The 20,327-nt window shown below is 32.3% G+C and carries 21 protein-coding genes and 1 pseudogene; 10 read left to right on the top strand and 12 right to left on the bottom strand.

Annotation, left to right across the window (positions count from 1 at the left end):
* Positions 1-130: 130 nt before the first annotated feature.
* The 4 genes from ABD941_RS11740 to ABD941_RS11725 all read right to left on the bottom strand — a co-directional run bounded on the left by ABD941_RS11740 (position 131) and on the right by ABD941_RS11725 (position 3,551).
* On the bottom strand, positions 131-1,156 hold the full coding sequence (locus ABD941_RS11740; RefSeq protein ID WP_345274332.1) for a hypothetical protein: 1,026 nt from the start codon (positions 1,154-1,156) through the stop codon (positions 131-133).
* 6 nt (positions 1,157-1,162) lie between these two features.
* Positions 1,163-1,669, bottom strand: a complete 507-nt coding sequence (locus tag ABD941_RS11735; RefSeq protein ID WP_345274331.1) for a J domain-containing protein — start codon at positions 1,667-1,669, stop codon at positions 1,163-1,165.
* Positions 1,670-1,671: 2 nt separating this feature from the next.
* On the bottom strand, positions 1,672-1,887 hold the full coding sequence (locus ABD941_RS11730) for a hypothetical protein (RefSeq protein WP_345274330.1): 216 nt from the start codon (positions 1,885-1,887) through the stop codon (positions 1,672-1,674).
* A 218-nt stretch (positions 1,888-2,105) separates the two neighbouring features.
* Positions 2,106-3,551, bottom strand: coding sequence for a hypothetical protein (locus tag ABD941_RS11725; protein ID WP_345274329.1), 1,446 nt, complete (start codon positions 3,549-3,551; stop codon positions 2,106-2,108).
* Between the two features lie 281 nt (positions 3,552-3,832).
* Between ABD941_RS11725 and ABD941_RS11720 the strand changes: the two are divergent.
* Positions 3,833-4,084: pseudogene (locus ABD941_RS11720) on the top strand (transposase); the annotation flags it as partial.
* Positions 4,085-4,133: 49 nt separating this feature from the next.
* On the opposite strand, the gene ABD941_RS11715 reads toward ABD941_RS11720, so the two are convergent.
* Positions 4,134-5,471 carry an NHL domain-containing protein gene (locus ABD941_RS11715; protein ID WP_345274327.1) on the bottom strand — a complete coding sequence of 446 codons (1,338 nt, stop codon included), beginning with the start codon at positions 5,469-5,471 and terminating at the stop codon, positions 4,134-4,136.
* A 97-nt stretch (positions 5,472-5,568) separates the two neighbouring features.
* Here ABD941_RS11715 and ABD941_RS11710 point away from each other — a divergent pair, with 97 nt between their 5' ends.
* Entirely contained in the window at positions 5,569-5,808 is a 240-nt protein-coding gene (locus tag ABD941_RS11710; RefSeq protein ID WP_345274326.1) for a hypothetical protein, read from the top strand.
* Here ABD941_RS11710 and ABD941_RS11705 read toward each other — a convergent pair.
* The 7 genes from ABD941_RS11705 to ABD941_RS11675 form a co-directional block, all read right to left on the bottom strand.
* A complete protein-coding gene (locus ABD941_RS11705) occupies positions 5,786-5,992 on the bottom strand; it encodes a KTSC domain-containing protein (RefSeq protein WP_345274325.1) in 207 nt (68 codons plus the stop codon). The two genes, ABD941_RS11710 and ABD941_RS11705, sit on opposite strands and share 23 nt — an antisense overlap.
* 11 nt (positions 5,993-6,003) lie before the next feature.
* Complete coding sequence (locus ABD941_RS11700) at positions 6,004-6,486, bottom strand: hypothetical protein (protein WP_345274324.1); 483 nt, start codon at positions 6,484-6,486, stop codon at positions 6,004-6,006.
* Between the two features lie 170 nt (positions 6,487-6,656).
* On the bottom strand, positions 6,657-7,721 hold the full coding sequence (locus ABD941_RS11695) for a serine/threonine-protein kinase (protein WP_345274323.1): 1,065 nt from the start codon (positions 7,719-7,721) through the stop codon (positions 6,657-6,659).
* The gene (locus ABD941_RS11690) at positions 7,721-8,176 is read right to left on the bottom strand and encodes a hypothetical protein (RefSeq protein ID WP_345274322.1); all 456 of its coding nucleotides are present in this window, start codon (positions 8,174-8,176) and stop codon (positions 7,721-7,723) included. Before ABD941_RS11690 ends, ABD941_RS11695 begins: the two co-directional genes overlap by 1 nt.
* A gap of 274 nt (positions 8,177-8,450) precedes the next feature.
* Positions 8,451-8,894, bottom strand: coding sequence for a DinB family protein (locus tag ABD941_RS11685; protein WP_345274321.1), 444 nt, complete (start codon positions 8,892-8,894; stop codon positions 8,451-8,453).
* Positions 8,895-8,909: 15 nt separating this feature from the next.
* Positions 8,910-12,095: a cytochrome c biogenesis protein CcsA gene (locus tag ABD941_RS11680; protein ID WP_345274320.1), complete on the bottom strand. Its 3,186-nt coding sequence runs from the start codon at positions 12,093-12,095 to the stop codon at positions 8,910-8,912.
* Positions 12,096-12,404: 309 nt separating this feature from the next.
* Positions 12,405-12,803 (bottom strand): group III truncated hemoglobin, encoded by a 399-nt coding sequence (locus ABD941_RS11675; RefSeq protein WP_345274319.1) that lies wholly within the window; start codon positions 12,801-12,803, stop codon positions 12,405-12,407.
* Positions 12,804-12,938: 135 nt separating this feature from the next.
* On the opposite strand from ABD941_RS11675, the gene ABD941_RS11670 reads away from it, so the two are divergent.
* From ABD941_RS11670 to ABD941_RS11635, 8 genes are all read left to right on the top strand, one after another.
* Positions 12,939-13,706 (top strand): Rossmann-like and DUF2520 domain-containing protein, encoded by a 768-nt coding sequence (locus ABD941_RS11670; RefSeq protein WP_345274318.1) that lies wholly within the window; start codon positions 12,939-12,941, stop codon positions 13,704-13,706.
* Positions 13,687-14,217: a KdsC family phosphatase gene (locus tag ABD941_RS11665; protein WP_345274317.1), complete on the top strand. Its 531-nt coding sequence runs from the start codon at positions 13,687-13,689 to the stop codon at positions 14,215-14,217. Before ABD941_RS11670 ends, ABD941_RS11665 begins: the two co-directional genes overlap by 20 nt.
* A gap of 9 nt (positions 14,218-14,226) precedes the next feature.
* Positions 14,227-14,544: a hypothetical protein gene (locus ABD941_RS11660; RefSeq protein ID WP_345274316.1), complete on the top strand. Its 318-nt coding sequence runs from the start codon at positions 14,227-14,229 to the stop codon at positions 14,542-14,544.
* A gap of 3 nt (positions 14,545-14,547) precedes the next feature.
* Positions 14,548-15,462 (top strand): geranylgeranylglycerol-phosphate geranylgeranyltransferase, encoded by a 915-nt coding sequence (locus tag ABD941_RS11655; RefSeq protein ID WP_345274315.1) that lies wholly within the window; start codon positions 14,548-14,550, stop codon positions 15,460-15,462.
* A complete protein-coding gene (locus ABD941_RS11650; RefSeq protein ID WP_345274314.1) occupies positions 15,462-16,055 on the top strand; it encodes a Maf-like protein in 594 nt (197 codons plus the stop codon). Before ABD941_RS11655 ends, ABD941_RS11650 begins: the two co-directional genes overlap by 1 nt.
* Before the next feature lie 17 nt (positions 16,056-16,072).
* Positions 16,073-17,029, top strand: a complete 957-nt coding sequence (locus ABD941_RS11645; protein ID WP_345274313.1) for a septum formation inhibitor Maf — start codon at positions 16,073-16,075, stop codon at positions 17,027-17,029.
* A gap of 60 nt (positions 17,030-17,089) precedes the next feature.
* On the top strand, positions 17,090-17,623 hold the full coding sequence (locus ABD941_RS11640) for a mechanosensitive ion channel domain-containing protein (RefSeq protein ID WP_345274312.1): 534 nt from the start codon (positions 17,090-17,092) through the stop codon (positions 17,621-17,623).
* A 163-nt stretch (positions 17,624-17,786) separates the two neighbouring features.
* Positions 17,787-20,312 carry a PIG-L family deacetylase gene (locus tag ABD941_RS11635; protein ID WP_345274311.1) on the top strand — a complete coding sequence of 842 codons (2,526 nt, stop codon included), beginning with the start codon at positions 17,787-17,789 and terminating at the stop codon, positions 20,310-20,312.
* The last annotated feature ends 15 nt before the right edge of the window (positions 20,313-20,327 follow it).

Below are 20,327 nucleotides of genomic sequence, written 5' to 3'. Positions count from 1 at the left end.
TCGGCTATAAGTAGTTGCGTGGGTTAGCACTTAACTTTGCAAGTACCCTCCAAACTGAAAATCCGCGAGGATTTTCAGAAGTAGGCGAGAACAAGCAATTACTTATAGCCATTGTTGTGCATAGTGCTTTTTAATTTATTATTTCAAATGTATCTATAAAATCTAAAAATTTCTTTTCTACATTATTATCGTCTGTAACTTGAAGCATATAACTTTTCATTTTATGATGAAAAAAAACTGCTTTTGTTGTTCTGTTATCTTGTGTATTCTCATAATAAACTGCATCATAATCCTTGAATTTTTTACGACTATTTTTTATTGACATTTCATCAAATTTGGTTTGATAATAGTCTAAATCGTTTTTATTGTAATCTTCAATTTCTTTATCATTTTTTCCAAACAAAACTTGGTCAAAAGAACTCACATTGATATTGTAATCTGTATTATTATGATAAACGTGATATGGTTTTGAGTTATCTGCCATTCCAGCTTGTTTCATTTGTTGAATTCGTAATTTATCCAACTTTAATTCTCCTTTACATTTAACCATAAAACCATCTTCTTGAAAAACCTGATAGCCTTCTTCAAGTGCTTTATTCTTGTCAAATGAATTTGCAATAGGAATTTTTATTGAACTAGTTTTTCTTGAAATTGACTTAATACTTTTTGCAATTTCATCAAAGGTATTATCACTCAAAGTCATTGATTCTATATTGAATTGAGTATCTTGTGACTGAACTATTGCGAAAGTAATGTAAGAAGTTAGAGTAACTAAACCAGCACCTTTGCCTTTAACATCATTTTTATAAAACGAAATGATTCCTTTTAAATCATTATTTTCAAAATTTTCTGTTTTCACTAATCGTTTGTTCTTATAAAGGTCTTTAGTATCTTGCCCAGAGGAATATTCTTGAATCTCTTTGTTTAAATCTGTAGAATTAGCAAATTTTGTTTCTATTAATAAAAATGATGTCTCTCCAGATTTCCAAACTTTTCTTCCCTCACTGTTTCCATAACTAAAATAGTCAGATGGTATTTCGATAGTAAAGTTATCAGTCAGTTCTTTTTTAGAGTATTTTGTTTCCTTTTTTTGGTTACAAGAAAATATTATAGTTGATAATATAATAATTGATGAAATGCGTTTTAATTGAATCATATTTTTTTAATTACAAGCTCTAAATAAGAGCATTACTATTAGACCTGAAATTCCATAATAAATGAACATTTGAAACATTTTAGAGCCAGCTTGTTTAGTAGCTTCTACACTTAAATCTGCAATCTCTTTTAGTGTTTGTTTTGCTAAATCCACCGCTTGCCTACGTGCATTTCTCATCCATTTTTCTAATGTTTCATCTTCTACTTCATATTCATAGTTTTTTGATTTTGTTTTAGTGTTTTCTTCTTTCTCGTATTTCCTTTCTTCTCGTTGGTATTGAGTTTGTTCTTTAAACTCTTTGTATTTTGAATATTCAATATCATATCTTCTTCTTGCATCGCTATCTTTTAATATAAGATAAGCCTCATTGATTTCCTGCATTTTTATAGTAGTATCCAAACCAATGTTTTTATCGGGATGCCACTTTAATGCTTGGGTTTTAAACGCAAGTTTTATTTCAGCTTGAGTTGCTGTTTGAGGAATTTCAAGAATTGAATAATAATCTTTAAACACGATTAGTCTCTTTTGTCAAGTTGGTGTTTGTCAGTTTCAGTAATTTCATTTTTTACAGTAGGTTTTTTCCAAACTGCTCGAATTCCGGCAACCATTCCAGCAAAAAGAATTAAACCTAAAATTCCTGGTGTTCCACTTCCTTTATTTGCTGCTACGATAACTCCAAATAAGAAAATGAATCCAATAATAATTCCGATAGTAACAATGACTTTTGACATATTTATAGTTTTGGTTGGTTTGTAAAATTCTAAATTCGTTTTATTTTTTCATTACGGTTTTTCGCAATCAACTATGTTATTTAATTTTTCGGCTGTTTCTCCGCATTATGCACAACGGTCTCGGCTATGAGTAGTTGCGTGGTTTAGCATTTAACTTAGCAAGTACACACCAAACTGAAAATCCGCGAGGATTTTCAGAGGTAGGCGAGAACAAGCAATTACTTATAGCCATTGTTGGCAATAGTTTTTGTGTAAATTCTTGTTGTTTCTGTTCTATTGTCAATTAGTATTTGTTGTGGCTTTTCAAAACCAATTTTTATTTGTTCAATATCATCAAATATCATTTTCTTTTCTTCCAAATTGTTTTCTAATGTTGTGAATTTTTCAAATATTTTAGATGCTTTTGAATCAATTTTACTTTTAGTTATTTGGCTATTTGCTTTATGGATTTCGATTTCAGATAATAGATTTTCCTTTAATTCCGATTTCAGTTGCTCCATTTCATCATAAATACTGTCTTCGTAATTAAAATCTACTATTGATTTATAAAGTTCCTCAATTTTTCCAATTCGGTTATGGTTTGGTTTTTTATCAGACAAATTTATTTTTAATTCCAATAGCTTTAAAAGTTGGTATAATTGTTCTGATTTTAAAGCGATTTCTGAATAAAAAAAGAACTTACTATTAGTTACTTTTTCTGAAAGTTTTTCAACTTTTTTATGTGAATTTTCAGTTTTAGATTTTAAATAGTTTATTCCAGATTCGATTCCAGATTTTTTATAGGTTGATGAAAAAAATGAAGATATTTTTTTGGCATTGCTTTTTATTGAAATAAGAGCTTTCTCAACTTGATTACTATCTTCTGATATTATATCAATTATTTCTTCTTTATTTTCTTTTCCATTTTGTATCTCAAAAGTGTTAATGATTTCTTGTTGAGCAGAAAGTAAGTATTCAAACCTAATAATTGACAAGTCATATTTTAATCTATCGACAATAACATAATCCTCGGTTGTGAAATAATTCCGATTATTTAATTCGTTTGTTTTAGTGTTTATATATCTCAATTTTGCTAATCTTTCATTATGATGCAAACTGATAAGTTCGTTTATACCTTTTTGGACTGATGTTAATTGTTTTGTTAAACCTTTAAAATAATATTGACCAGTAAGCATTGAAGCAAATTGGACAGCTAAAATTGGTGTAAAAACAGCAGGATTTGCACTAACAAAACCTGCGTGACTTCCGAATTGTGAACCATTCATTGTTATTGAACTAAAAGAGCCATTTCCATAAGTCATTAAACTCCCTGTATTCGCAGTTGCAGTGTATAATCCATTTGCTGAATAAGCGACTGAACTTCCTATTGATGAAGTTCCAGCAATTTGAGAAAGAAAATTCGATTTGTTGTTTTGAGTAGTAATTAAAGACCAACTATTATCTAAACTAATATTATTATTTAATTTGAAAGTTAAATTTGAAATATCGTTTTTCATTTCAAAACTATCAGCTACCTCAATAATTTCGTCTTCCTTTTTTTTCGGTTTTAGGTTTTCTATTGATTTATTAATCTCAATAAGTTGGCTTTTGGTCATAAAATTGCTTTCAACAATATTTTTGTCGATAGTATCAATTCCGAGTTTTTTCCTTAACCATTTTATCATTCTGTGTTGTTCGTTTTAAATTATTGCCAACAATTGTATAACAGCACATTCTATTCGTAAAGTTGCTGTTATATCGCTTATATATGCAATGTATTACTTTTCAACAAACAATCCAAGGGACTTATGACAGTTTTATTGTTGATTTCTATGGCTTAGTGTATGCTTCCCTGCTGTTCCCTAGTATGGCTACCGCATTCTATGGATAAAAACAAGAAAAGCTATTAAAATTAGAGTAGCATTTGTTTTTTAGGTTTTGTAAAGTTAAAAGTATTGTGGACACTAGTTGTGTAAGAGGGCGAAGTAGGATAAGTAAGGTTGGTAACAAGAAGCTTAGAAATTTACTTTTTTTATATGCTTTTTCGGTATGTAAACACAATAAGGCTTGTAGAGAAATTTATGAACGCATAGTCGCTAAAGGAAAGAGTAAAAAACTAGCGTTAATTGCAGTGGCAAATAAGTTATTAAAGCAGGCATTTGCTATTGCAAAATCTGGAAGACCTTATGATGAAAACTTTGTTTCTAGATTAGCTTAATATTGCTTGTTTTTTAACTCAGTTCTTTGTTAGCAAACGTTGTTATTGCTTATTCTTTTAAAAATTTTATTGTATTTCCGTTATCAAATTTCAAGAAATATAAACCATTCGTGAAATTATGGATATCAATGTTTTCCTGATTAGAAATAATGCCCTTTTTAATTTCAGTACCCAAAGTGTTATAAATACAGTAGTTTTTACGTTCAGTTAAACCAGAAATATAGATAAAATCATTTGATGGATTTGGGAAAATTTTAAAACTATTTACACCGATTATTTCGTCAATATTTAAAATGTTGTTATCAATAACTAAATTTTCTATTTTCCTTATGACATTATTAAAATTATCGGAGAAGATTAAGTTTCCTCCAGCGTCTTTAGAATCTAGTATGATTCCATAGGGTGAATTTAATTGTGCACTAGTAGCTAAACCACCATCACCAGAATAACCTGAAGTTCCATTTCCTGCAACTGTAGTAATCACACCAGTATTATCTACCTTTCTTATAATATGAGAAGAGCTTTCAGAGAAATAGAAATTATCATAATTATCAAAAACTACTATTCTAGGAAAATTAATTTGCGCATTAATAGCTAAGCCATCATCTCCAGAATAGCCTTGAGTTCCATTTCCTGCAACTGTAGTAATTATTCCATTAGTATCTATTTTTCTGATAGCATGGTTATTTCCGTCTGAAATATATAAATCGCCATTATCATTAAATGTCACACTTCTACAACCGTATAGTAATGCGCTAGTAGCTAGACCACCATCTCCAGAATAGCCTTGAGTTCCATTCCCTGCTATTGTGCTAATTATTCCATTAGTATCTATTTTTCTTATAACACTATTATTCCTTTCTCCAATATACAGATTGTTATTTGTGTCAAATGTAATACCATAAGGTGAATTTAATTGTGCGCTAGTAGCTAGACCACCATCTCCAGAATAGCCTTGAGTTCCATTCCCTGCTATTGTGCTAATTATTCCATTTGTATCTATTTTTCGTATAACATTATTATTAATTTCAGAAATAAATAAATTATTATTTGTATCAAATGCAATACCATAAGGTGAATTTAATTGTGCGCTAGTAGCTAGACCACCATCTCCAGAATAGCCTTGAGTTCCATTCCCTGCTATTGTGCTAATTATTCCATTTGTATCTATTTTTCTAACTACATTGTTTTTTGCATCTATAAAAAATAAATTTCCATTTGTATCATATACTAAATCAGTTGGTCCGTTCAATTGTGAGTTAATAGCTAAATTTCCATCTCCAGAATAACCTGCTGTTGTACCATATAAAGTTGATATGTTTTGTGAGTAGCTCTGAGTAGAAAAAATGAAAAAAGTTGCTGTAATAAAAATGTAAAGTTGTTTCATTTGTTAATTAAATTTGATTGTTAATATTTGTTTTTAATGTTTGCTAACGGTCTAGTGTAAGAATCCGTTGCGTGAAGTTAAGAAAAAGATAACAAAAATGAATAGAATTATGGAAGAAAAAGAAGTTTCAAAAGTGAATAAAAAAAGCAATGGTTTTTACACATTGTTGGCAAGCGTTTTTAATTTAATTGTGGTTTCTAAAAAAGAGTATGAAGATTTAAAATACTTTAAAAACACATCAGTTGGATTGTATGCAATTGACCAAAATCCGAAAACAGTTACTTATGAATGGATAATTAAAAACAACTTTAGAATCAAAGAACCTGACTATAAGTAAACTTTTCTTTAATGTTTTTAGAGAAGAAAGTTCCTTTAGAAGAGGACTTCATTAATCGGTTGTGTATATTTTTTGGAACACTTTTAAATTGATATACGGTATTGTTTTTAAATTCAATTTCTAAAATACCTAATAAATAACCAATTGATTTTAAGTTTGATGATGATACTTTTTTTCGTTCCATTTTTATAAATTTTAAAATAAATCAGATATGAATTTCCATATTTTACCTAATGTAATTTCTTCTATAATTAACATTACAAATGCTAAAGTCCAACCACTTGAAAATATTTTTTTTACAAATGATTTTTGTTCTGGCTTGTTATTAGGTTCGGCATTTACTTTGTTTTTAATAGGACTTTTTCGTAAAACAGAATCTTGAATTAAAACACCATTATTAGTTATGACTTTATTTCCGTTTTCAATTTCGTTCATATATTTAATTCCGCTAAATTCAATTTTCGCAAGAGTGCATTCTCTTTTAAAATTATCACCATCTCCAAAACGAATATCAGTTCCGCTGTTAAATGAGATATATTTTTCAGGTTTTTTTGACAATGAAGATAGTTTTATTCTTAATAGTTTTAAGTCAGAAATAAATTCAGATAAATCAATATATTCTCCATTATCATTATCTTTTAAATGTTTAAGTATTTTATATTCTAAAGTATCTTTCATTTTTCAGAGTGTGATTGGTAATGGTTGCCAACGGTCTAGTATAAGAATAGTAGCGGATTTTTACGCACTAACTTTTCGGTTAAACACAGACCTTTTTTATATTTACTTACTTTCATTTTAGCGATTAAACCGCTATTATTTTTATACATTGTTGCCACACGTTATTTATTTCAGCTTGCATTTTCTATTACCCATTTTATAAATGTATCTTTTGCTTTTCCAATTGGTTTACTTTCGGCTGATTTTAATGTGTACACACCTATTTTTGTTTCTCTGCCATTTTGAATATTTTTCTTGTAAGGGACAAAGTCAAATTTTGAATTCTTCTTGGCAATTATCTCAAATCTATAATAATATTTGGCACCTTTGCCTATTAAATTTCCATTAGAATCCATAGTCCAATAACCAGGATAAAAACACTTTTCCAATTCTCTTCGCATTTCTAAAGCTGAAGAATATCTCTTTGAATAGTCTGGATTGACAGCAGTATTAATTATTTTCTTAATTCTTTGAGGTACAAAAGGCTCATAATTTTTTGTGTCAGGAATCTTTCCCTTCGCCTTTAAATCTTCAAATTTACTCTCGCCATATTTTAGGAAATCATCTTTTATGTTGCCAATTCCATTTACTAATCTAAAAAAAGTAACTCCAGTTTGATATATGTCAGTTTGAACATTTATATAATTCCCTTTCAATGTTTCTGGTGCTCGATGAATAATATATGCATCTTTGGGTATTGCAGTTCCAGAAGAAGTCGAAGCTCCTGTTATTCCATAATCAGCTAAAACTCCTTCGTTATTGCTTCCAATTAATATATTTGAAGGCTTTATATCGTTATGAAAAAATCCTTGTGAATGTAAATGTTCTAGACCTCTTAAAATATCTGTGAAAAGTCTAATCGCAACAGGTAAGTCCAAAAAATTCCCACTATTTAATAATCCTACAATTGAGCCATTTGGATGATATTCTTGAGCTATTAAAGTAAGTTGACCACCATTGTATGGAACTACATCTGCGTATTGAATTTTCAATAAATTATTATGATTTAATTTATTACCTATACGGGCTTCCTCTAAAAGTTGTGCTACTGTTTGAAAAGATGGATTTAGAATTTTTAATGCGGTATTAGCATCTATGGAATTGTCTTTTGCCAACCATACAGAACTGAAATTCCCACTTCCTAATGTTTGAAGTAGTTTGTATTTATAAATAACGTCTCCTTTTGAAAATGCCATTATTTAAGTTCTTTAATTGTTACAGCTATTGCATCAGCCATTTTCGAATTCCAATATTTTGTTGTTTTCCCTGTGTAACTTTCAGCGAAGTTTTGAACTTCTTTGCTTCTAGTTCCAATATTGTTATATACGTAAGATTTTACAGGAATTCCTTTGTGATTTCCTATTAAATGAGCGATAGAATCATAAAAAGCAGTTTCTTGTACTTTTGAATATTTTGTACTTACATTTTCATTTTGTTTCACCGCGATAATTTTAATGTCTGGATTATTTGAAAGAATATTGTCAAACTCTTGATATAGCCAACCAACTTTTTCACTCAACATAGTAAGGTGCTTTGGAAAGACAAGCTTATTTTCCCCTGAAATATTTTCTAAAGTGATTGAACCATTAATTTTTTCAGATATGGCAAATCTGATATCAGTTGGGCTGTTTCTAATTCCTAAAACTTTCATTGAATTTAAAGTTGGTTTTAATGTGTGGCAACAATTGTATAACAGCACTTTTATCTATAAAGTTGCTGTTATATCGCTTATATATGCAATGTATTACTTTTCAACAAACAATCCAAGGGACTTATGACAGTTTTATTGTTGATTTCTATGGCTTAGTGTATGCTTCCCTGCTGTTCCCTAATATGGCTACCGCATTCTATGGATAAAAAACAAGAAAAGACATGATAAGGGCTTAATTAAACCCTAGAAGTCAACAAACCAAATCTTATAAAGCTTAACCCAAAATCTGCTTCAAATGATATTCCAAATGGTCCACATAATCCACCATTAAAAATTGCAAATCAGAAACTTCTCCAGAACCCAAAACAACCTTATAACCTAAAGTGGTTTCATTCTGAATACTAAACAAATAGCGGATTCTGTTATTAATAGCCTTCCATAAACCTAGAAGTTCGTTTATTTCAGCATGTTGATAATCATTCGCTTTCACTAAGTCCGCTTGCTTATAATTATCAAACGTATAGGGTTTCGTTTTAAATTGAATTTCTGTAAAGCGTTGCAGATTATTGACTCCAGAATCAATTAAATGTCCTAATATTTCCTTTTTAGACCATTTTTCAGGAGATACGCTATAGGTCAATTTAGATTCTGAAGCTTTAGAAATACCCTCAACTCCCAATTGAATTAAGTGTTCCAGTCTGTTTTCTAATGCCTTCATTTTAATCTATTAAAATCACTTCTTAAAGTGCTTCGCATAACCGCGATACGCAAAAAACGCTAAAACGGCAACGATAGCACAAGTAATGCTTATAAATTTAACGCTGACAATTTGGTCGCCACTGGCATAACTATGTAAACCAGCTAAGTAAAAATTCACCCCAAAATAGGTCATGATAATACTCGCAAAAGCGATAATGGACGCTAAATTAAATCCCCAACGGCTACGTAGTCCTGGAACCAATCGCATATGGATGACAAAGGCATAAATCATAATACTAATAAGCGCCCAGGTTTCTTTAGGGTCCCAACCCCAATAGCGTCCCCAACTTTCATTGGCCCACATACCGCCTAAAAAGTTTCCTATGGTTAGCATGACCAATCCAACGGTTAAAGCCATTTCATTAATTATGGTCAACTCTTTTATGTTGAGTGCCATTTTTGTTTTGTTCTTCTGATTTGTAAAAATCATAAGCAACAAACTCACCACACCCAAAATCATTCCTAATGTAAACGGCCCGTAACTCGCCACAATAACCGCCACGTGAATCATGAGCCAATAACTATTTAAAACGGGCTGTAGGTTGGCTATAGCGGGATCCATCCAATTCCAATGGGCTATCATTAAAATCATGGCTGTTACAAACGCTGTTGATGCTATGGTTAAATCGCTTTTACGTCCAAAGGCTAAACCAAAAAACATGGTGGCCCAAGCCACATAAATCATAGACTCGTAAGCATCACTCCACGGCGCATGCCCCGAAATATACCAACGGGTTATTAAACCAGCAGTGTGTAATACAAACAGGCCTAAAATGATAAACTTAAACACGGTTACAGAAACATTAACGAGTTTCCGTTTATCATTAAATATTTGAACGATAAGCAGAATAAACATCAAACTACCGGCATACATATACCAACTGAACAGTTTTTTAAAAATATCATACTTATTGTAAAGCACTTCGGTTTTTACTTTATCGTCGCTAAGCATCACGGCGCCGCCATAACGGTGTTGGGTTTTCTTAAAGGCGGCTAACAGCTTTTCGGCTTCTTTAAAATCGCCCGATTGTTTGGCTTGGTTTAAAGTAAATAAATAGGCTCTAAACCCATTTCTTACAAAATTTGAATACAGGGAATCTTTTATTTTTGATGCATCTTGTCTATAATCAAAATTTGAAATCCACGTGTTATTATCATCTTCAGGAATAGGAAATATTTTTAAAGACATCCCTTCTACCGTATTGTATAACAGGTTAACACGCTGATCGGTTTCTTTAAATTCCTTTTGAAACCCGTTAGGCACTTGGGCTTTATAAGCTTCATCTAAATAAGGGGCTAATTTGTACTCGCCGCGATCCGAAAAGAAATCGGCTAATGCCACATATTTTTCACTTTTATCAACGCCAATTAGTTTCCTAATAGAATCGCCCTTTTTTAATTTTAAGTAAATAATGGGTACGTTATACCAAAGCATCGGGCTTTCTTGTATGGATAAAAACACTTGATTGGCATCAAAATCCGCATAAGTATCATGCTTACTTAACTTTCTGAGCATTTCTGAAGCATAGGTATTCACAGGCATCATACGTCCGCTTAAATCCTGAATGACTAAATGACCAAATTTATTAGCATGGGCTTTAGGTGTCATATTGGCTTGAAGAATAGAATCTATTTGTGCTTTGGTTGGCTTTGAATGGTCGTGACCATCGCCTTCATGATGTTCTTGTGCAAAAGTGTTCAGCCCAAAACACAGTAGGATAACCGTAAGCAGTTTGGCTTTTTTGGCTTTTACCTTTTCTAGTCGAACCTTTAAATCGCCAAAACGAGAATGTTTAGAAAACAGAATAGCCATTAACCCGAAATAGAGCATAAAATAGCCTATGTAAGTAATTAAAGTACCCCAATAATCATGGTTTACAGACAGAATCGTTCCTTTTTCATCCGGGTCAAAACTGGATTGAAAAAAACGATACCCGCCATGATCTAAAATATTATTCATAAAAATCTTATAATCATAGTCTTCTGCATTAGCATCTAAAACTGTGACTTCACTTGAATACGCAGAATAGCCTCGCTCGGTTCCTGGGTAACGCTCGGCTTCAAAATCATTTAACTTTATTGAAAAAGGCAGCTCTAAAACTTTAGAACCGTATTTAAATGCAAAATTCAATCCGCCTACTTGTATTTGTTTAAACTTGCCGCTTGTGCCCTGTCCGCCAAGTAAACCAATCTTTTGTGTTTCGCCATTAGTGGTGACTTTCAGCACCAAACCATCTTCATCATTTTTTAGTAATTGCGATTTTTGAACAATATCAAAAACACCTTTGGTTACGGGTTTCGGGAATACCATTTGCATATTACCGATGATATATCTGGAACGCAATACTAAAGGCTGTAAACTATCTTTTACCAACTTGCCTTGTGCTCGGGTAGCCATGGTCATGTACTCGCCTTCAAACGGCGATTTTATATTCAACGAATCGCCTTGATACGTAATATTTATGGCGCCATCGGTTGGTTTATTAAGTGCAAATAATACATTGTGGATACTACTAATTTGTCCAACTTTTAAAAAATGGTTATGTGGTCCATTGGCACCTGCTTCAACAATTTTTAGATATGCCTCGCCGTTTTCATTAGGGATGATATCTTCTTCTGCGCCAACTATAAACTTTTCTAACTCAATAGTTACAGGTTGTTGGTTGTATTTGGTTTCAATCTTAAAATCGTTATCTAGGCGTCCAGAAAAATCGACTTCGCGTTCAATAGGCAGTCGTTGTGGAACACCATCAATTTTGTAATCGCCATCAATATAGGTTGTGATATATGTTTTTTGTGAAAGAAAACTGTTTTCGGTACTGCCTTCACGAATTGCCATCATCCCCTCAAAACTGGCATAACGTGTAATAAAAGCACCTAGCAAAATAAAAATAAAGGATATATGCAAAATGAAGGTAGCCCATTTCTCTTTTTTATACAATCTGAATCTGAAAATATTGCCTGTAAAATTAATCACGAAAAACACCATAATAGCCTCAAACCACCAGGCATTATAAATTAAGTTTCTGGTGTATGGCGTTGGCGATGTTTCTTGCCCAGCATCTAAAATAGTACCGGTTGCCATAGCGGCAGCAAAAGCAATAAATAAAAAGGCAGTAAGTCGTGTTGAAAAGAAAATATTGGCAAGTTTTTTTTGCATGATTTGAACCCGTTTTTTAGGTTGTGCAAATTTAAGGATTATAGTTTATTTATATATGTTAAAAACGTTTTAAAAAAATGCTATAATGCAGGTTTTATGTTTATTTGAAATGCTTTGAAAGTTGGAAGACCGATGACTGAAGTTGGAAGACCGATGACTGAAGACGGGAGACTGTTTACTCTGCGCTTTGTTTTTTCACGCTAAGACACAAAGGCGCAAAGGCTCAAAAATTTGAATACTGAGACTGCGACTGAGCACATAGGCTGACTATAGACTTTTGACTTTTCCCTAATGACTAATGACTACTAACTAAGCCCTCGCTTCAAAAATCTTCAAATACAAAAACGTTCCCATTTTTCTGGCGCGTCGTTTGGCGTTTTCGGCATAGTCGCCTTCAAAAAGTTCTTCTATAGTTTCAAACCAAAGGTTTAGCCACAAACCAAAATGCAACTCGGTTATACTATTATTATTTTCCTTATCCACTTTTACGTGAGCTGCCAGAGGGTCGCCTTGGTATTTATGTTCTAACTTTCGGGTCATAAATAAACTTGTTTCCCAGAAGGTTGTTAATCTATCTAGATGCGCATCCCAATCTTTAATGATATCATTAAAAAAAGGCCCTAAAACATCGTCTTTTCTAACTTTTTTATAGAAGGATGATACTAATAAAAATACATCGTCTCTAGTTTGAATGTCTTTTTTATGCATAGTAATCAAAATTAAACTATTTATTTCGCGCAAAGACGCAAAGGCCCAAAGAATTAAAATGAAACACTAAAATTTAAAGACTAAAAAATCGTAATTCTTAAATCGTAAATCGTAATTCTTGCTTATTTTAGCAATATGATTTCAGTAGTAATTCTCGGTGCAGGTAATGTTGCCACACATTTATTTAAAGCTTTCAGTAATTCAAACGAAGTTTCTGTAATTCAATGGTTTAACAGAAATATAGAGTCTATAACTCCCTATAAAAACGTTGTAGATATCACTAACGACTTAAACGCATTAAAAGATGCCGATGTCTATATTCTAGCGGTTAGCGATGATGTTATTGGTGCCCTTTCTTCAAAACTTCCTTTTGAAAATAAATTGGTGGTTCATACCTCCGGAAGTGTTAGTGTTTATGATATTGATAAAAAACACAAACGTGGCGTATTATACCCTTTGCAAACGTTTAGTAAGAATACAGAAATGGATTTTGCCAATGTGCCTATTTGTATTGAAACTATCGATAAAAAAAGCTACCCTGTTTTAAAAGCATTAGCTAAAAGCACAGGAAGTCCAACAAAAAGAATAAACAGTGACCAGCGACGTGTTCTACACCTAGCTGCGGTTTTCGTTAACAATTTCACCAATCAACTCTATAGGATTGGTCATGAAATTACAGAAAGTGAAGGCGCAGAATTCGATATGCTTAAACCGCTTATATTGGAAACTGCAAAAAAAATTCAAGATGTTTCCCCTTATATGGCACAAACGGGGCCTGCAAAACGCAATGATAAAAAAACCATAAAAAAGCATTTAAAATCCTTAGAAAAACAACAGCATAAGGACATATACCAACTCCTAACAACCTCTATACAAGACACCCATGGAAGAAAAAAGTTATAAAGAATATTTAGAGCATATTACCACATTTATTTTTGATGTGGATGGTGTTTTAACCGACGGCTCTGTTAGCGTTACCACAACTGGCGAAATGCTAAGAACCATGAACATTAAAGATGGCTATGCTCTAAAAACTGCGGTAGACAAAGGGCTTAATGTTTGTATTATCTCTGGTGGTTCTAACGAAGGTGTACGTTCACGACTGAGTAACCTAGGAATTACCGATATTTATTTAGGAGCGCACAACAAAATAGAACAGCTTGATGATTATTTTAATAAAAAATCCATCAAGTCTGAAAATGTATTGTATATGGGTGATGACATTCCAGATTATCCTGTTATGAAAGGTATAGGATTGCCATGTTGCCCTCAAGATGCCGTTCCTGAGATAAAAGCTATTTCAAAATACATTTCGCATAAAAAAGGCGGAAAAGGCGCGGTTAGAGATGTGATTGAACAAGTATTAAAAGTTCAAGGAAAATGGAATGGGAATTTTGGGGCTAAATATGATTAATTGTTAGATTTGGCAAGAAATAAAAGAAGACATAGCATAGGTTTTGGATACATTGGTTTTGGAAATAACCAAAGTGTTTTTAATCAAACTTCAAATAAAGCTTTTTCAACCTTAAAAGAAAAACTTAATAGTGAAACTCACTATCATTATAAAGTTAACTTTCTTCACAAAAAACTAAGTAAAGCAGATAAAAAGGTTATAAAAGATAAAATAAGAACGTATAATAAAATTCGAACTCAAAAAACTATAGTTGCGTTTGTCCTAATAGCGATTCCTATTTTCTTTATTATTAAGTTTTTCATTGATAAACTAGCATCAAACTTTTAGCATTTGAATGTCTTAAACCTCATCCGTTGGAAAAATTTATTAATGATTGCACTTGTGCAATTACTTATTAAATATGCCCTTTTAGAGCCTTTTGGCGTTTCAACAAGTTTAGATGGGTTTGGTATTATGCTTTTAATCCTGGCAACCATTTCTATTGCCGCTGCAGGAAACATTATTAACGACATTAATGATATTGAAACAGATATTATTAATAAACCTGAGAAGGTTATAATTGGTAAATCCATTTCAGAAAAAACAGCTTACAATCTTTTTATTATCCTTAATTTAATTGGCGTTGGCCTTGGTTTTTATTTATCACATAAAGTTAATAGGGCCCCGTTTTTTTCCATATTTGTTATTATTTCGGTATTGCTTTATGTGTATGCTACCTATTTAAAACGCACGTTTTTAATTGGTAATATTATCATATCCATACTCGTGGCATTAAGTCTTATTATTGTAGGTGTTTTTGAATTACTACCAAACATAATGCCTTCAAATCAACAAACGCAAATCGTGTTTTTTAAAATCATTTTAGATTATGCCTTATTTGCCTTTAGTATTAATCTACTAAGAGAAATAGCCAAAGACATTGAAGACATTGATGGTGATTATAACGCTGGGATGAACACCTTACCCATAGCCATTGGAAGAGAACGTACCAAAAACGTTTTATCTGTTTTAAATTTTATTCCGCTAGCAGCCATTATACATTATGTTATTTCAAATCTATACAAGCAACAAGTAGCCGTTGGCTATTTTTTAATTTTTGTTATTGCACCACTTATCTACATTACTATAAAAACATTTAGTGCAGAAACAAAAAAAGACATTCGTTATATTAGCAATATGTATAAATTAGTCATGCTTTTTGGTATGCTTTCGTTACTTTTATACAAGTATGTAATTTTGAATTAATGCTTAACGAAAAATTAAAAAACCATCACATCATTTTAGCTTCGGGCTCTCCTAGAAGACAAGCCTTTTTTAAAAATTTAGAATTAGATTTTGAAGTACGTTTAAAACCCGTAAAAGAAGAATATCCTAATCGGCTAACTCATTTTGAAATCAGCAATTACCTCGCCCAGCTAAAAGCATTACCGTTTAAAGACGAATTAAAACCCGATGACATATTAATTACCAGTGATACTATTGTTTGGCATAATGATAAAGCTTTAGGGAAACCGCGTGATGAACATGAAGCATTCAGCATTTTAAAATCATTGAGCAATCAAACACACGAAGTTATTACATCGGTTTGTTTCACAACTACTAACTACGAAAAAACACTTCATAACATTACTAAAGTCACTTTTAAAGCATTATCTGATGCTGAAATCCAATACTACATAAACACTTATAAACCTTTCGATAAAGCTGGAGCTTATGGCATTCAAGAATGGATAGGACAAATTGGTGTTACTAAAATAGAAGGCTCTTATTTTAACGTTATGGGCTTACCTACCCATCTTGTTTACAAAACGTTAAATAACATTGCGGACACGGCCTAAGTTTGTAACTTTACGCTATGGACACGATTAATAAACTTAAAAAAATTATAAAGGCTGAACTACTGTTTTGGATATCAATTGGATTCATATTACTTATGACGTCATGTAAAAAAGAAAGTCAAAATAAAGATATCGCTTATCATTCGGTCACTAATACTGAAACCAAAAAGCCTGCAACAAAGCTATCACCAGAATTCAACAGCTATTGGTATGCTGGAGAAGCTGAAATTTCATCTTATAAATTAGAACAAGCCCGTTATGGGGAGATTAGAGAAGGTAAAGCTGTTTTAATTTACGTAACCGAAGATTTTTTACCAAACATTCAAGTCAAAGCAGATCATCAAAACACGAATAATGTTTCCGTTTTAAAATTAAATGCCACTAAAAAATTCAATACAGGTATATATCCGTATTCCATTATGCAAAGTACTTTCTACCCTGTTGCAAATAATGAACATGCTATAAAAGTATCAAGTTCTATGCAAGAATGGTGTGGTCATGTTTATGCACAGCTTAATAATAGAGACCAATTTGAAATCCTATCGCATTCCTATTTTGAAGGTGAAGCAGATGCACATTTAAAACTTGAAAAATCCATTTTAGAAAATGAATTATGGACACAGTTACGCATCAATCCAAAATCATTACCAACAGGGAATTTAGAAATCATCCCTTCATTTGAATACACTAGGTTACGCCATGTTCCCATTAAAGCGTATAAAGCTATAGCTACTTTATCAGGAAGCGCCTATTCCATAAGTTACCCAGAGCTAAACAGAACGCTTACCATAGTATTTAATCCAAACTTTCCTTATGAGATTTTAGGGTGGGAAGAAACCTTTAAAAGCGGTTTTGGACCTCATGCCAAAATTTTAAGAACCAAAGCCTCCAAACTAAAAACCATAAAATCGGCTTACTGGGAAAAGAATAGTAATCAGGATGAAATTTTGAGAGAAACCCTTAAACTAAATTAATAATACCAAATAAATTTTCTTTTTGGCTGTATCTTTGTATAGTATTCTAATTTAATCACCATGTTTTTTGAAACTTACCGAAACGAACTTATAATAACTGGATTTATATTGCTTACTATGTTAATTATTAGGCATATAACTAATTTTACTATTAAAAAAATCTCTAGAAGAAACGGTATTAACGAAGCACGTATAAGACTTATTTGCAGGTATGTAACGGTAACACTTTTTTCATTAACACTTTTAATTGAATGCTTTGTTTTTGGCGCTGAGCTTAAAGAAATGGCCGTGATTTTTTCATCCATATTTGCTATTTTAGGCATTGCTCTTTTTGCTATTTGGTCCATTTTAAGTAACGTTACCTCAGGCATTATCATGTTTTTTTCGTTTCCATATCAAGTCGGCGATAAGGTTAGTATTCATGATAAAGATTTTCCTCTAGAAGCTATAATTGAAGATATTAGAGCCTTTCAATTGCATTTAAGATTAGAAAATGGCGATTTGGTAACCTATCCGAACAACCTTATGCTTCAAAAAGGAGTAACACTTGTTAAAAAAGATGCCATAGAGGATATTTCTAAAAAACTTAATTAAGTTCTGGACAGAAAATAAAAAACTACTTTAATTTCTGTATTAAACAGATACAACCACGATAAACAAAACAAAAACCATAATCACAACAAACCGTTAAATAAAAACTAAAACCAGCGCTAGGGCTGGTTTCTTTTTTATATTTGGTTTAAGCTAAAACAAAACCATGCATAAACGAAGAGTATTTTTATTAATAACACTTTTAACGATATCCGTTATAGAAGCCCAAAAACCAAAAACACCTTCATCATCACAAATTTATGAATCCATACAAAAGCTAAACTTTTTAGGCTCCGTTTTATATGTCGCTGCACATCCAGATGATGAAAACACACGATTAATAGCATACATGTCTAATCATGTAAAAGCAAGAACCGCCTATTTATCATTAACACGTGGTGATGGCGGACAAAACCTAATTGGCCCAGAAATTAGAGAATTACTAGGCGTTATAAGAACACAAGAATTATTAGCAGCACGACGTGTTGATGGTGGCGAACAACGATTTACAAGAGCAAACGATTTTGGCTATTCCAAACACCCCGATGAAACTTTAGAAATTTGGAACAAAGACCAAGTACTAAGCGATGTGGTTTTAGCCATCAGACAATTTAAACCCGATATTATAATCAATAGGTTTGATCACAGAACACCAGGGCAAACACACGGGCATCATACAAGTTCCGCCATGTTAAGCATGGAAGCCTTTGAACTTGCTAACGATACCTCAGCATATCCAGAAACACTTAAAGAAACTGGCGTCTGGAAACCACATCGTTTATTTTTTAATACCAGTTGGTGGTTTTATGGAAGTAGAGAAACGTTTGATAAAGCCGATAAAAGCAATATGATTAATTTTGATATTGGCACCTATTACCCACTAAAAGGCATGAGTAATAACGAACTGGCAGCTTTAGCCAGTAGTCAACATTTATGCCAAGGTTTTGGGCGTTTGGCACAACGCGGGTCTCAACAAGAATATATAGAATTTCTAAAAGGCGAACCATTAACCGATAATAAAAATATTTTTGCAGGTATTGATACGTCATGGAACCGCATAAAAGGAGGGAAAATTATTGGAGACATTCTTAAAAAGGTCGAAAACAACTTCAACTTTCAAAACCCGTCAGAACATGTTTCGCAATTAATTGAAGCCTATAAATTACTTCAGAATATTGAAGACCAACATTGGAAAACCCAAAAAACAAAAGAACTAAAAACCATTATTGAAATGTGTGCAGGTTTATATTTAGAAGCTTCGGCAGAAACCAATTGGGCCACTCAAAATGAAACCATTAACCTAAACATTGAAGTACTTAACAGAAGTTCGCATCCAATAACTTTAGAAAGCATAAATAGTACAAGTGGTTTAAATATCTCAAAAAATATTACACTAAAAAACAACACAAAATATAATTTTAAAGAAGCCATCAAAATCAAGAATGACGCGCAAACCACAACACCCTATTGGCTAAACACCAAAGGTACTTTAGGGATGTACAACGTTGAAAATAAAAATCTAATAGGTTTACCCGAAACACCTAGAGCCTACAAGATCGATTTTAATGTGTTTATTGATAATGTGCCTATCACATTTACAAAACCAATTATTCAAAGGTTTTCAAAACCAGATAAAGGCGAATTGTACCGTCCGTTTGAAATCATACCAGAAGCTTCAGCAAAAATCACAGAAAAGGTTATTATTTTAGATAATGACCAACAACGCGATATTACGGTTATCGTTAAAGCGGGTCGAAATGGATTAGAAGGTGATGTTGAAATTTACCACCCAGAGGATTGGAGCGTTTATCCCAAAAAGCAAAAAATAGCTATAAAAAATAAAGGGGAAGAACAGACACTGGTTTTTACTGTCATTCCACCTAAAAATCAGAGTGAAGGCTATATCAGTCCCATTGTCCATATTGGAGATAAAAATTACACCAAAGACCTTATTGAAATAGCTTATGACCATATCCCTTTTCAGACTGTGCTACTACCTAGCGAAAGCAAAATTGTACGTTTAGATATAAAAAAGAAAGGCGAAAATATAGCCTATATTCAAGGTGCTGGCGATGTGGTTCCTGAAAGCTTACAGCAAATTGGTTACAACGTCCGTGTTTTAAAACCTAAAGAGATTGATGCTGAAACATTAAGCAGGTTTGACGCCGTAGTAGTTGGTATTAGGGCATATAATACGGTTGAGGATTTGAAATTTAAACAAGACTTATTATTTGATTTTGTTGCTCAAGGCGGAAATATGATTGTTCAATACAATACTAACCATCGTGTAAAGATAGATGAATTGGCGCCTTATGACTTACAATTATCTCGAGATAGAGTTACTGAGGAACATGCTGAAGTGAGGTTTTTAGAACCAGAGCATCCCGTTTTAAACTTCCCAAATAAAATCACACAAAAAGATTTTGAAGGTTGGACACAAGAACGTGGTTTATATTTTCCTAATAGTTGGGGTCAAGAATTCACGCCTATTCTATCCATGAATGATAAAGGTGAAACAGCAAAAGACGGCAGTATACTAGTAGCAAAACACGGTAAAGGCCATTACATCTATACCGGATTAAGCTTTTTTAGAGAGTTTCCAGCGGGCGTTTCTGGAGCCTATCGATTATTTGCAAATATGCTATCCATAGGAAAAGATAACATTAAGCAAAATCAAAAATTAAATGATTAATTATGGAAGAGCAAC

This window comes from Flaviramulus aquimarinus (genome assembly GCF_039543205.1).
Taxonomy (GTDB): domain Bacteria; phylum Bacteroidota; class Bacteroidia; order Flavobacteriales; family Flavobacteriaceae; genus Flaviramulus_B; species Flaviramulus_B aquimarinus.
Note: the sequence above shows the minus strand (reverse complement) of the source record. Positions and strands in the feature narration are given on the sequence as shown.